This window comes from Pseudogulbenkiania sp. AW2-16, from assembly GCF_056824575.1.
Window position 1 is genome coordinate 37693 of the sequence record NZ_CP157668.1, and the last position, 12491, is coordinate 50183.

The window sequence follows — 12491 nt, forward strand, 5'->3', positions numbered from 1 at the left end:
GTCTTAATCGAACACCACGGTTTTGTTGCTGTAGGACAACACGCGATCGTCCAGGTGCCAGCGCACCGCGCGCGACAGCACCACCTTTTCCAGATCCCGCCCCTTCTGCACCAGGTCCTCGACGTCGTCACGGTGCGAGATGCGCGTGACCTCCTGCTCGATGATCGGACCATCGTCCAGCACCTCGGTCACGTAGTGACTGGTGGCGCCGATCAGCTTCACCCCGCGCGCGAACGCACGATGGTAGGGCTTGGCGCCGTCGAACGCCGGCAGGAAACTGTGATGGATATTGATCACACGGTTCGGGAAACGTTCCACGAAACGCTGCGACAGCACCTGCATGTAGCGCGCCAGCACGATCACGTCCACCCCGGCTTCCTCGAGCAAGCGCCACTGCTCCGCCTCGGCCTCTTCCTTGTTGGTCTGCGTCACCGGCACCACGTGGTAGGGGATGCCGTTGAATTCGGCCATGCGGCGGCAGTCCTCGTGGTTGGAGATGATCAGCGGAATGTCGCAGTTCAATTCGCCGATGCGCCAGCGGTGCAGCAGGTCGACCAGGCAGTGTTCGTATTTCGAAACGAAGATCGCCATGCGCGGCTTGCGGCTCGACAGCGACACGCGCCAGGTCATGCCGTGCTTGTCGGCAATCGGCTGGAACGCCGCGGCGAAGCTCTCCATCGGCAGCGTGAAGCCGTCGAGGCTCCACTCGATGCGCATCAGAAACAGGTTTTCGCTGACATCCTGATGCTGGTCGGCATGCATGATGTTGGCGTTGTAGGTCATCAGGAAGTTGGCGATGGCCGCCACCAGCCCCTTCTTGTCGGGGCAGCTGATCAGCAGCGTGGCCGAATTCTTGTTATGACTCATTGTTCACTCCCAGAAACGAAAGCCGATGTGCCGGCGGCGGCATTCCGCGCGCCAGGCAACACCGCATGTCTCACGGCAGGGGCAGTGCACGCGAAGGGGATAAACCAGCGCCCCGCACCGTCACGCCGCCGATACGACCCGGCGCCCTCCTGCCCGCAAGGCCTCAGGCGTTCAGGTTGGCCGAATCCAGCGTGTTCTGCAGCAGGGTGGCCACGGTCATCGGACCCACGCCGCCCGGCACCGGAGTGATGAAGGCGGCACGTTCGCTGGCGGTGGCGAACTCCACGTCGCCGCACAACTTGCCGCTGTCGAGGCGGTTGATGCCCACGTCGATCACCACCGCACCCGGCTTGACCCACTCGCCCTTGATGAAGTTGGGGATGCCCACCGCGGCCACCACGATGTCCGCCTCGGACACTTCCTTGGGCAGATCGGTGGTGGCGCTGTGGCACACCGTCACGGTGGCGCGCGCCAGCAGCATTTCCAGCGCCTGCGGGCGGCCGACGATATTGGACGCGCCGACGATCACCACCTTCTTGCCCTTCGGATCGATACCGTACTCTTCCAGCAGGGTCATCACGCCGCGCGGGGTGCACGGACGCAGCAGCGGCATCTTCACCGCCAGACGGCCCATGTTGTAGGGGTGGAAGCCGTCCACGTCCTTCTTCGGGTCGATGCGCTCGATCACCGACTGCGGATCGATCTGCTTGGGCAGCGGCAGCTGCACCAGGATGCCGTCGATGCTGGCGTCGGCGTTGAGCTGGTCGATGATCCCCAGCAGCTCTTCCTGCGAGGTGGAAGCGGGCAGGTCGTAGGCCACCGAGCGGATGCCGGCCTTCTCGCACGAGCGCTTCTTGTTGCCGACGTACACGCCGGAGGCCGGATCGTCGCCGACCAGGATGACGGCCAGTGCCGGAGCACGCTTGCCCGCCTTGAGGCGTGCATCCACGCCTTCGCGTACGCGCCCGATCAATTTTTCTGCTACTGCTTTGCCATCAATGAGTTGTGCCGTCATGCTCTGTCCCGAAACCAAACCAACCAAAAACGGCATTTTCTCATTTTTCACCCCCTAAGCTCAACGGGTATTGACAGCATTATGCTCGATCCGTATAGTTGCGCTCTCTGTCGTCGGGGTGTAGCGCAGCCTGGTAGCGCACCTGATTTGGGATCAGGGGGTCGAGAGTTCGAATCCCTCCACCCCGACCAGAAACTCCGCGCACTCGGTGCAGGATGCGCCCGTAGCTCAACCGGATAGAGCACCGGCCTTCTAAGCCGGGGGTTACAGGTTCGAGTCCTGTCGGGCGCGCCAGTAGTACAGCAGTAAGACAGTGGTGGATATAGCTCAGTTGGTAGAGTCCCGGATTGTGATTCCGGTTGTCGTGGGTTCGAGTCCCATTATCCACCCCAAAATTCCTGATTGAAGCGCCAGCTTCAGTCGTACCGCTTACGGCGGTGGATATAGCTCAGTTGGTAGAGTCCCGGATTGTGATTCCGGTTGTCGTGGGTTCGAGTCCCATTATCCACCCCAGTCTTGCAAAAACCGGCCCGAGGGCCGGTTTTTTTGTTGCACGTGCTCCTGCCGGCCGCAGTTTCACTTGTCTCCCCTGCCCCGCTCCGTAATAATTGAATACATTTGTATGTATCCGATTGACTGACAGAGCTTCCACCCCATGACCACCCTGCAGCCGATCAAGCGCCAGACGCTGACGAGTGCCGTAACCGAATCCCTGCGCCAACGCATCCTGTCGGGCGAGTTTGCCGACGGCCAGCAATTGCGCCAGGAAGCGCTTTCCAATGAATACGGCGTGAGCCGGGTGCCTGTGCGCGAGGCGCTGCGCCAGCTCGAGGCCGAAGGCCTGATCCAGATCATCGACCACAAGGGTGCCCTGGTATCCAAACTGTCGCTGGACGACGTGCTGGAACTGCTGGACATCCGCGCCATGCTGGAAAGCTCGCTGCTGCGCGCCGCCATACCGCGCCAGACCAAGGCCGACCTGGCCATGGCCGCCGACACCCTGAAGCAGTTCGAGATCGCGCTGCAGACCAACGACATCCGCCACTGGGGCGAGCTGAACTCGCGCTTCCACCTGGCCTTGTACCGTGCCGCCAAGCGCCCCAACACGCTGGCGCTGATAGAGCAGTTGCACAACAAGACCGATCGCTACACGCGCATGCAGATCCTGTTCACCCAGACCATGGAACGCGCCCACGCCGAACACACCAAGCTGCTGGAGCTGTGCCAGCAAGGCGCGGCCGAGGAAGCGGCCGAGTTCATCCGCTTCCACATCCTGTCGGCCGGCAACGCGCTGGAAAGCTACCTCAAGAACCAGGGTTCGCCGCGTTAAAAACGCTTCGGCCAACCTTCTAAGGTTGGCCGAACGCGGCAGCAACTCACACAGACTTACTTCATGCCCTTCAGCCTGTCCTCGCGATAGGCATGCACCACTTCCCCCCGCCACCTTGCCGATCACCGGCACGGTTTCGTCGATCGCCTCATGACTAGTCGGGCTGAACGGACGCCGGTAGCGCGTGATCACGCCGTCGACCGGCCGTTGCAGCTGCTCCAGCGCCCGTCGGATCGCGGCCCGGTCGGTACTGCCGGCCTGCTGGATCGCCGCCGCCAGCAGCAACATGGCGTCGTAGCCCTGCGCCGCGGAAGGCGGCGACGCAATGCGCCGGCCATGGCTCAGCGCCAGGTAGGCGTCGATGAACGCCTTGCGCCGCCCGCCGGCCCCCTCCGGAATGAAGGTCTGCACCATGCGCGTGCCGTCGGCGTTGGGACCGGCGTTGTCGATGAAATTCGACATCGACAGCGTCCAGCTGCCGATCAGCGGTACCTGCCAGTCCATCCGCGCCATGCCGTTGGCGATTTCCACCAGCTCCGGGCCGATGGCATAGGTCAGAATGACCTGGGCCCCCTGGCGCGCCGCCTTGCGCAATGGCTCGTCCATGTCGCGCTCGTGCAGGTCGAAGCGTTCCACCACCACCGGCCGCACGCCGTAGCGCGCCAGCGCGGCGGTCAGTTCCATCACCCCTTGCTCGCCGTAGCGGGTGGTGTCGGCGAAGATGGCGATGCGGCGATAGCCGGCACGTTCCACCGCCTCGCGCGCGATCAGCCGCGCCTGCACCGTGTCGGACAGCGCGACGCGAAACACATAGCCGTCGCGCGCAGGCTGGGTCAGCTTTGCCGCCGTGGCCACCGCAATCACCAGCGGCACACGCGCCTCCTGGTAGAGCCCCACCACCGCTTCGGCCACCGCGGTATTCACCAGGCCGACCGTCGCCACCACCGGCTGACGGATTAGCTCGGCGTTGACGCGCCGGCCGCGCAGCGCGTTGCCGCCGTCGTCGCGCTCGACCAGCTGCAGCGGCCGCCCCAAGACGCCGCCACGGGCGTTGATCTCCTGCGCCGCCAGCCGGATGCCGTTGCGCATGCTGAGTCCCATCGGCGAGGACCCTCCGGTATACGCCCCCGGCACGCCGATGCGGATCGGCTCGACGGCGCCGGCCAGCGTCGCCCACAGCAACCCCGCCAGCATCAGAGCGCGCTTCAAAATAGTTGTTTTCATTGTCTCTTTTCTCCGGAGCGCAAGCTTAACGGGGCGCACGCCAATCAACAAGCCCGACGCTGCGGGCTAACCCGGCTTATCTTCGGCGTCGGCTTGGCCTACACTCACGTTCTGTTGCCGGCACCACGCCGGTGGTACAGGACCACCTCGTCCGGACACCTTACGCATGCTTCGCTACCACTCCACCGCCCAGCGCCAGCGCCCGAGCTGGTACCGGCTGTTCCCCAACGCCAGCATCGTGCTGTTCTTCCTGACCATGGCGGTGATGCTGTGGGCGCTTGATTCGCGCGAAGCCGAGCAGCTGCGTACCGCGCTGGCGCGCGACGCGCTGTGGGCGGAACAGACGCTGCAACTGCACCTCGAAGACAATCTCAACCAGCTCACCGAACTCGCGCGCGAAGCGGGGCGCGACGATCTCGACGAAAGCGGCTTCCAACTCCAGGCGGCGCAATTCATCGGCAACACCCCGGAACTCTTGGCGGTGGTGCGCGCCGACACCGGCATGATCCTGCGCTGGATCGCCCCCTATGAAGACGGCCCGCTGACGCTGGGCGACGGCCTCTCGGGCCCCAGCGCCGACGCCTTCGTCAAGGCGCGCATCGAGAGCCGGCCGGTCTACAGCCGGCCCTACCAGAGCGCGGACGGCCAATGGCGCATCGAATTGCACGTGCCGGTGCTGCGCAACGGCCAGTTTGTCGGCACCATGATCGCCGTGTTCAACACCGGCACGCTGATCCGCCGCCTGCCTCCGTCGTGGTTTGCCGAGAAATACCAGCTCGAGCTGATCGACGCCGAGGGCCGTGACATCGGCCACAACGCCCAGCAGCGGTTGAGCGGGACGCTCTCCGAAAAGCTCGACCTGCCCGGCACCGGGCTCGCCATCATCGCCCGCCCGGTAAAGACGGCGACCAGCCCGAGCCGCGTCCTGCAACTGGGGCTGATCGTCGGCCTGACCCTGCTCACCCTGATGAGTCTGCTCAGCCTCAACCGTCATATCCGCCGCCGCGTCAGCGCCGAAGAAGAGCGCGACCGGGTGTACCGCCTGTCACAGGATCTGCTCGGCATCATCAGCCCGGAGGGCACCCTGCTCGAGGTCAACCCGGCGTTCGAAACCGTGCTCGGCTACTCGCAACAGCAACTCATCGGCACCTCCTTCCTGAGCTACCTGCACCCCAGCGAGCGCGACATGCTGAAGGAAGGTTTTTTCGACATGCTCGGCGCCGACCAGAGCCATCGCTACGTCGAGACCCGGGTGCTGACGCGCGAGGGCGCCACGCACTGGATCGTGTGGGCGCTGAGCCCGCTGCCGGAGAGCGGCGTGATCTACGTCTCGGGCCGCGACATCACCGCCAAGAAGGAAGCGCAGGAAGCGCTCTGGCAGGAATCCACCTTCCGCAAGGCGATGGAAGATTCGCTGGTGGTGGGGCTGCGCGCCATCGACCTCGAAGGGCGCATCACCTACGTCAACCCGGCCTTTTGCGACATCACCGGCTACCACGAGCAGGAACTGCTGGGCCAGCTGCCGCCCTACCCCTATTGGCGCTCCGGCGAAGCCGCCGAACTGCACCAGCGCCACATGGCGGCCGCGCTGACCGGCAACGCGCCACAGGATGGCCTCGAGACCCAGATCCGCCGCAAGGACGGCAAGGAAATCCACGTCAATCTGCTGATCTCGCCGTTGATCGACCACGATGGCCAGCACACCGGCTGGATGACGGCGATGACCGACATCACCGAGCGCCAGGAGGCCAAGCAACGGCTGGAGGCCTCGCACGAGCGTTTCGTCACCGTCATCGAGGGCCTGGACGCCGCGGTGGCGGTGGTCGACCCGGCCAGCCACGAGCTGTTGTTCTGCAACCAGCACTACCGCCAGTGGTTCGACCCGGACAACGTGCTGGGGCAGGAGGAGAGCGCGAGCTGCTGCGACCTGCGCCTGGCCTTCCTGATGCGCGACGCCGAACGCTCCGAACTCGACCTCCAGCTGCAGCTGGCCAACCCGCCGCGCTGGCTGTCGGCGCGGCGCCGCCAGGTACGCTGGGTGGACGGCCGGCCGACGTTGATGGTGATCCTCACCGACATCACCCAGCAGCACGAGGCGGAGCAGCGCTACGAACAGCAGATGGAAAAGCTGCAGGCCACCTCGCGCCTGGTCACCATGGGCGAGATGGCCTCGACCCTGGCCCACGAGCTGAACCAGCCGCTGTCGGCCATCGCCAACTACCAGGCCGGCTGCATCGAACGGCTGCGCCAGGGCCGCGCCAGCGCCGAATCGCTGCTGCCGGTGATGGAAAAGATCACCGCCCAGGCCGAACGCGCCGGAAAGATCGTGCGCCGCGTGCGCGAATTCGTGAAACAGAGCGAACCCGACCGCAAGCCCTGCCAGTTGACGGATATCGTCGAGGCCACGCTCGCCATCGCCGACATCGAGGCGCGCCGCTACGCCGCCACCATCGACCTGCAACTGCCGCCACGCCTGCCGGAAGTCTGCGTCGACCCGATCCTGATTGAGCAGGTGCTGCTCAACCTGATCAAGAACGGCATCGAGGCGATGCAGGACACCGAACCCGCCCGGCGCCAGCTCATCGTCAGCGCCGACGTGCTCAATCCGCGCCGGGTCGAGGTCGCCATCGCCGACCGCGGCCACGGCGTGCCGGCGGATCTCAAGGAGCGCCTGTTCGACGCCTTCTTCACCACCAAGAAGGAAGGCATGGGCATGGGGCTCAACATCTGCCGCACCATCATCGAATTCCATCAGGGTCAACTCTGGGTGGAAGACAACCCGGACGGTGGTAGTATTTTCCGCCTGACCCTGCCGGTGACCGAAGCATGAACACGACCAAGCAAGCGCCCATCCATATCATCGATGACGACGAACCGTTCCGCGACTCCCTGCTCTGGCTGCTGGAAAGCCACGACTACCAGGTGGAGTGCCACGGCAGCGCCGAAGCTTTCCTGGGCCGGGTGGTGCCGTCCGGCGCCGGCTGCCTGATCGTGGATATCCGCATGCCCGGCATGAGCGGACTGGAATTATTCGAGGAACTGGGCCGGCGCGGCAACCCGTGGCCGGTGATCTTCATTACCGGGCACGGCGACGTGCCGATGGCGGTGCAGGCGGTCAAGCGCGGCGCCCACGACTTCCTGGAAAAGCCGTTCAACCAGCAGGCCCTGCTCGACGCCGTGGACAGCGCGCTGGCGGCCTGCCGGCAGCGCCTCGACAGCACCGCCAGCCTCAGCAAGATGGCGGAACGGCTCGATTCGCTCACGGTGCGCGAGCGCGAGGTGCTGGAAAAGGTGATCGAGGGCAAGATGAACAAGGTGATCGCCGACGACCTCGGCATCAGCATCAAGACGGTGGAAGCGCACCGCGGCAAGATGATGGACAAGATGGGCGCGCGCTCGATCGCCGATCTGGTGCAGGCGGTGGTGGCCTATCGCCAGCAGAAGGGCTGACCCCCCTAGAGCCGCTAACAGAAGCCTCTTGGCGTTGTTGCGCGGCCTGGCCGTACTACCTTGTACTGTCTGCGGCCGCGCGCCTAGCCAAGACCGCTGCGCTGGGTTTTGTTAGCGACTCTTGATACTCAAGCCGGAACGCACAAGGCCGCCCGTCACCGGGCGGCCTTGTGCGTTTGCGAAGCGTCTCGCCCACAGCCGGGGCAGGACGCTTTCACGCCTCTAGCGCGTAGCGGAAGGGGTGCCGGCCTTGGCGGTCCCACCGACACGGCGCACCGCATCCTTGCCCGGCTCCGGAATCGGCTCGATCTTGCCCAGCAGGAACACGAAGGCAAACACGCCGATCACCAGCACCACGCCCGCCACCAGGAAGGCGTTGGAGAACGACTGCGTCGCGCCGACGATGTAGCCGGTCACGATCGGCGCCACCGCGCCCATCATGTTGTTGGCGAAGTTCATGATGCCGCCAACCGTGCCGGTGCCGCCGTGCGGGGCGATCAGCGACGGCAGCGACCAGCCCACCGGCGCCGCGGCGGCCAGGCCGCTCAGCGCGATGGTGATCCAGACGATGGCGACGTAAGGATCGGTGGTGGTGGTGGCGCCGAACACGGCCGAGGCCACACAGCATGCCGGCCACCAGCACACCCTTGCGCACCCGCGTCTCGTCATGCCCCTTGGCGATCAGGTGATCGATCAGCCAACCGCCCACCAAGAGATCGGACAGCGTGGCGAACAGCCAGGGGACGGCAGCGAACGTCGCCGACTTGAGGATGCTCATGTGCATCGCCTGCACCAGGTAGCCCGGCAACCAGGTCAGGAACAGGTAGAACACGTAGCCGTAGGCAGCAAAGCCGATCGACAGCCCCCAGATTTTGCGCTGCTTGAGCAGGTAGCCCAGCATGTTGAGCGAACTCTCCTGGCTTACCCCTTCCGGCGTGGCACCACCCTGGACGATGTAATCGTGCTCGGCCTTGGACAGCTTGCTGTCGGCGCTGGGGTCACGATAGAGCAGGTAGAAGGCCAGGAAGTAGCACAGGCTCAACAGGGCTGACAGGCCAAAGCCCCAGCGCCAGCCGAGATGCACCACGGTCAGGGCGACCAGCGGCACGCCGATCACGTTGGAGAACTTGGCGGCGGCGTCGAACAGCGCGGTCGCCATAGCGCGCTCGCGGCGCGGGAACCAGTAGCCGGTGGCCTTCGAGCTGACCGGGAAGCCCGGCGCCTCGGCCACCCCCAGCAGGGCTCGTGCGGCGAACACGCCGCCGAAACCGCCGGCACAGGCGGTCAGCGTGGCCGCGATGCCCCACAGGAACGCCCCCCAGCGCCCGACCTTGGTGACGCCGAAACGGTCGAGCACCACCCCGGTAGGAATCTGCAGCAAGGCGTAGGCCCAGAAGAAGGCGCTGAACAAGAGCCCGATGTCCCCGGTAGTGAGGTGGAACTCCTGCTGCAACTGCGGCGCCGCCACCGACAGGCTGATGCGGTCGAAATAGTTGACCAGCACGCCGATGCCGAGCAGGGCACCGATGCGCCAGCGGCGCGTCGGCACGCGGGCGGTGGTGTTGTGGGTCGTCATTGTGTTCTCCTCCGTGTAGTTATGACGTGTTTGGGTGCTACTTGCTGTGCAACTGCTCGAGCACGCGATCACGCAAGCTGGCGAGCGGTTGCTGAATGTCACAGACGATGGCCTGCTCGTCCGGCTGCAGCGCCTCCAGATCGCTGAACTGGCTGTCGATCAGGCTCTGCGGCATGAAATGGGCGGAGCGAGCGGCCATGCGCTCGGCGATCAGGCTGCGCGAGCCGCTCAGGTGGACGAACAGCAGCCCGGGGTCTCCCTCGCGCAAGGCGTCGCGGTAGCGGCGTTTGAGCGCCGAGCACGCCAGCACCATGCGCTCTCCCCCTGCCCGTCCGCTGGCAAGCCGTGCCGCCAGCACGCCGAGCCAACTGGCGCGGTCGGCATCGGTGAGCGGGATGCCGGCGGACATGCGGGCAATGTTCTCGGCGGGGTGAAAGGCGTCGCCTTCGATGAAAGTGGCGCCGAGGGTTTCGGACAGAGCCTCGCCGAGACTGCTCTTGCCGCAACCGGCAACCCCCATGACCACGATGTTCGGCATTTTCATGTTAGCGCTAACATTTCAGATTGAGAAAAACGCCTGCGGTGAGCGCGGGCGTTGGCTGTTTTTTCGGATGTTAGCGCTAACAAATCGAAGCAGGCAAGAATTTGCTTCATGCCGCAGACCGAGTGCGAGCAGGTGTTGCAAAACTGCCCACGCCGGCGCAGGCAGCCGGTACGACTGGAAACGGTTTCGGCTGCTAGGAGCTGGCCCGCGGCATGACAGTGAAACCCAGGTCATGACAGGTCACGGCATCGGCTTCGCCAGCGATGCTCGCCAGCAGCAGCCTGGCCGCTTCGGTGCCGATGCGGTAGCGCGGCGTGGCCACCGTGGTCAGCGGCGGCGTCACCCAGCCGGCGGGTTGCAGGTCGTTGAAGCCGGCGATCGCCATGCGCTGCGGCACCGCCGGGCCGAGCCGCTGGCAGGCGGCGAGCGCGCCGATGGCGAGGTCGTCGTTGCAGCAGAACACGGCGTCGCAATCGGGATGGGCCCGCAGCAAGCGCGTCAGCGCATCGGCCCCCATCTGCATCGTGGACGGCGCCGGGTCGAGATCTTCCAGTGCCGCGTCGTAGCGGCCGGCGGCGTGCAGCGCCTTGCGGTAGCCGTCCAGGCGCTTGAGCACGCGCTCGTCAAGCTGCGCCCCCATGAAGGCGATGCGCCGGCGCCCGCGCTCCAGCAGGTGGCGGGTGATCGCTTCGCCCGCGTCTTCCTGGGAAAAGCCGACGCAACGGCGACCATCCGCAGTGAGGTCCATCATGTACACAGCGGGAATCCCCTGCCGCTCCAGGGTCTGGGCGAATTCCGGCGGCTGCGACAAACCAGTCACCAGCACCCCGTCCGGCTGGTGCTCGAGGTAGGCGCGCAGCAGCTGCATCTCTTCGCCCGCGCTGTAGTGGGTATTGCCGATCAGCATCTGGTAGCCGGCGGGACGCAACACGTCCTCGATGCCGGCCAGGGTGTCGATGAAGACCGTGTTGGTCAGCGAGGGGATCAACACCAGCACGGTCTGCGAGCGCGCCGAGGCGAGCGCGCGTGCCGAGCGGTTGGGCACGTAGCCCAGCCGCTCCACGGCTTCCAGTATCTTGCTGCGGAGGGTATCGGAGACGCGCTCCGGCGAGTACAGCGCGCGCGATACGGTGATCGCGCTGACGCCGACGGCCAGCCCGACATCGTGCATGGTGACGCCGCTTCCGGAGCGTAGGCGCGGTTTTCTAGACATGGTTGAACGGCTTGATTCGGTGAACGGGAGGCGGCGCGGCCGCCTTGCCGTGGCAGTGTATCAAACCACACTGCCGCCGCCCTATGCCTTTTGGCTGCGGCCCGCCCCGGCGGCGCCTGCCGCTTCACGGGTCACTTTGGGAAGAGTCAAAAAAAACCCGGCCAAATGACCGGGTTAAGCAGAGTGCACACGACTTTACAATTCAGCAATACACGAAATGGGCGCGCTTGACGTTGCAGAGCAACTCGTAGGCGATGGTGCCGGCCTGAGCCGCCACCTCGTTGACGTTGACGCTGTCGCCCCACAGTTCGACCTCGCTGCCGATGCCGGCAGCCGGCAAGTCGGTCAGATCGACGGTGATCATGTCCATCGACACGCGGCCGATGATGCGCGAGCGCACGCCGTCGATCGCCACCGGGCTGCCGGTGGAGGCCAGCCGCGGGTAGCCGTCGGCGTAGCCGCAGGCGATCAGGCCGACGCGGGTCGGACGCTCGGTGACGAAGGTGGCGCCGTAGCCCACCGGCTCGCCGGCAGCGAGCTCACGCACACCGAACACCCGGCTGGTGAGACGCATCACCGGCTTGAGCGCGGCATCCTGCGCGTAGCCGGCAGGCAGCGGGGTGGCACCGTACAGCATGATGCCGGGACGGCCCCAGTCGCGCCGGGTGCGCTCGTGCACCATGATGGCGGCGGAGTTGGCCACGCTGACTTCGCCCGGCAGACCGGCGCAGGCGGCATCGAAGGTTTCCATCTGCTGCGCAGTGGCAGACAGCGCCGGTTCGTCGGCGCGGGCGAAGTGGGTCATCTTGACGATGCCGTCCACCTTGCCGCTTTCGGCCAACCTTTGGTAGGCGGCCGCGTAGTCCTGCGGGAAGAAACCGGCACGATGCATGCCGGAGTCCATTTTCAGCCACACCCGGTAGGGCTTGGCGGGTTGGCTGGCGAGCAGCATGTCGAGCTGCTGCTGGCTCTGCACCACCAGCCACAGGCCATGCTGCTCCACCTCGCGCAATTCGGCCGCCTCGAACACCCCTTCCAGCAGCAGGATGGGCAGGGTCAGGCCGGCTTCGCGCAATTGCAGCGCCTCTTCCAGGCAGGCCACGGCGTAGCCGTCGGCGATGTCGGCCACGGCCTGGGCGCAACGTACCGCGCCGTGGCCGTAGGCGTTGGCCTTGACCACGGCCAGCGCGCGGCCGCCGTGCTGGCGGCGCGCCAGTTCATAGTTGTGACGAAAGTGCTCGAGTCGGATCGAGGCAATCAACGGACGCATGC

The 12491-nt window shown here is 65.6% G+C and carries 9 protein-coding genes, 4 tRNA genes and 1 pseudogene; 7 read left to right on the forward strand and 7 right to left on the reverse strand.

Annotation, left to right across the window (positions count from 1 at the left end):
* Positions 1–3: 3 nt before the first annotated feature.
* Both purU and folD read right to left on the reverse strand, forming a co-directional pair.
* On the reverse strand, positions 4–867 hold the full coding sequence (gene purU / locus ABKF58_RS00200) for a formyltetrahydrofolate deformylase (protein WP_008955296.1): 864 nt from the start codon (positions 865–867) through the stop codon (positions 4–6).
* Between the two features lie 163 nt (positions 868–1030).
* Positions 1031–1882, reverse strand: a complete 852-nt coding sequence (folD, locus tag ABKF58_RS00205; RefSeq protein ID WP_008955297.1) for a bifunctional methylenetetrahydrofolate dehydrogenase/methenyltetrahydrofolate cyclohydrolase FolD — start codon at positions 1880–1882, stop codon at positions 1031–1033.
* 114 nt (positions 1883–1996) lie between these two features.
* Here folD and ABKF58_RS00210 point away from each other — a divergent pair.
* The 5 genes from ABKF58_RS00210 to ABKF58_RS00230 all read left to right on the forward strand — a co-directional run bounded on the left by ABKF58_RS00210 (position 1997) and on the right by ABKF58_RS00230 (position 3212).
* Positions 1997–2073: transfer RNA gene (locus tag ABKF58_RS00210), tRNA-Pro, on the forward strand.
* Positions 2074–2099: 26 nt separating this feature from the next.
* Positions 2100–2176: transfer RNA gene (locus tag ABKF58_RS00215), tRNA-Arg, on the forward strand.
* Between the two features lie 22 nt (positions 2177–2198).
* Positions 2199–2274, forward strand: a tRNA-His gene (locus ABKF58_RS00220).
* A 45-nt stretch (positions 2275–2319) separates the two neighbouring features.
* Positions 2320–2395: transfer RNA gene (locus ABKF58_RS00225), tRNA-His, on the forward strand.
* A gap of 142 nt (positions 2396–2537) precedes the next feature.
* Positions 2538–3212 carry a GntR family transcriptional regulator gene (locus tag ABKF58_RS00230; protein WP_008955298.1) on the forward strand — a complete coding sequence of 225 codons (675 nt, stop codon included), beginning with the start codon at positions 2538–2540 and terminating at the stop codon, positions 3210–3212.
* A gap of 237 nt (positions 3213–3449) precedes the next feature.
* On the opposite strand, the pseudogene ABKF58_RS00235 reads toward ABKF58_RS00230, so the two are convergent.
* A pseudogene (locus ABKF58_RS00235) lies at positions 3450–4436 on the reverse strand (ABC transporter substrate-binding protein); the annotation flags it as partial.
* Between the two features lie 166 nt (positions 4437–4602).
* Here ABKF58_RS00235 and ABKF58_RS00240 point away from each other — a divergent pair.
* Both ABKF58_RS00240 and ABKF58_RS00245 read left to right on the forward strand, forming a co-directional pair.
* Entirely contained in the window at positions 4603–7266 is a 2664-nt protein-coding gene (locus tag ABKF58_RS00240; protein ID WP_482582986.1) for a PAS domain S-box protein, read from the forward strand.
* Entirely contained in the window at positions 7263–7886 is a 624-nt protein-coding gene (locus ABKF58_RS00245; protein ID WP_482582987.1) for a response regulator transcription factor, read from the forward strand. Before ABKF58_RS00240 ends, ABKF58_RS00245 begins: the two co-directional genes overlap by 4 nt.
* Positions 7887–8100: 214 nt before the next feature.
* Here ABKF58_RS00245 and ABKF58_RS00250 read toward each other — a convergent pair whose 3' ends face one another.
* The 4 genes from ABKF58_RS00250 to alr form a co-directional block, all read right to left on the reverse strand.
* The gene (locus ABKF58_RS00250) at positions 8101–9462 is read right to left on the reverse strand and encodes an MFS transporter (protein WP_482582988.1); all 1362 of its coding nucleotides are present in this window, start codon (positions 9460–9462) and stop codon (positions 8101–8103) included.
* A 37-nt stretch (positions 9463–9499) separates the two neighbouring features.
* Positions 9500–10006, reverse strand: a complete 507-nt coding sequence (locus ABKF58_RS00255; protein WP_294864513.1) for a gluconokinase — start codon at positions 10004–10006, stop codon at positions 9500–9502.
* 193 nt (positions 10007–10199) lie between these two features.
* Positions 10200–11219 (reverse strand): HTH-type transcriptional regulator GntR, encoded by a 1020-nt coding sequence (gene gntR / locus ABKF58_RS00260; RefSeq protein WP_482582989.1) that lies wholly within the window; start codon positions 11217–11219, stop codon positions 10200–10202.
* Positions 11220–11421: 202 nt separating this feature from the next.
* A complete protein-coding gene (gene alr, locus ABKF58_RS00265; RefSeq protein ID WP_482582990.1) occupies positions 11422–12489 on the reverse strand; it encodes an alanine racemase in 1068 nt (355 codons plus the stop codon).
* Positions 12490–12491 lie beyond the last annotated feature (2 nt).

What these genes read in the sequence shown, in the direction of transcription:
- ABKF58_RS00240 (WP_482582986.1), top strand. Translation starts at nt 4,603, where the DNA reads ATGCTTCGCTACCACTCCACCGCCCAGCGCCAGCGCCCGAGCTGGTAC.
- purU (WP_008955296.1), bottom strand. Translation starts at nt 867, where the DNA reads ATGAGTCATAACAAGAATTCGGCCACGCTGCTGATCAGCTGCCCCGAC.
- ABKF58_RS00250 (WP_482582988.1), bottom strand. Translation starts at nt 9,462, where the DNA reads ATGACGACCCACAACACCACCGCCCGCGTGCCGACGCGCCGCTGGCGC.
- ABKF58_RS00245 (WP_482582987.1), top strand. Translation starts at nt 7,263, where the DNA reads ATGAACACGACCAAGCAAGCGCCCATCCATATCATCGATGACGACGAA.
- ABKF58_RS00230 (WP_008955298.1), top strand. Translation starts at nt 2,538, where the DNA reads ATGACCACCCTGCAGCCGATCAAGCGCCAGACGCTGACGAGTGCCGTA.
- ABKF58_RS00255 (WP_294864513.1), bottom strand. Translation starts at nt 10,006, where the DNA reads ATGAAAATGCCGAACATCGTGGTCATGGGGGTTGCCGGTTGCGGCAAG.
- folD (WP_008955297.1), bottom strand. Translation starts at nt 1,882, where the DNA reads ATGACGGCACAACTCATTGATGGCAAAGCAGTAGCAGAAAAATTGATC.
- alr (WP_482582990.1), bottom strand. Translation starts at nt 12,489, where the DNA reads ATGCGTCCGTTGATTGCCTCGATCCGACTCGAGCACTTTCGTCACAAC.
- gntR (WP_482582989.1), bottom strand. Translation starts at nt 11,219, where the DNA reads ATGTCTAGAAAACCGCGCCTACGCTCCGGAAGCGGCGTCACCATGCAC.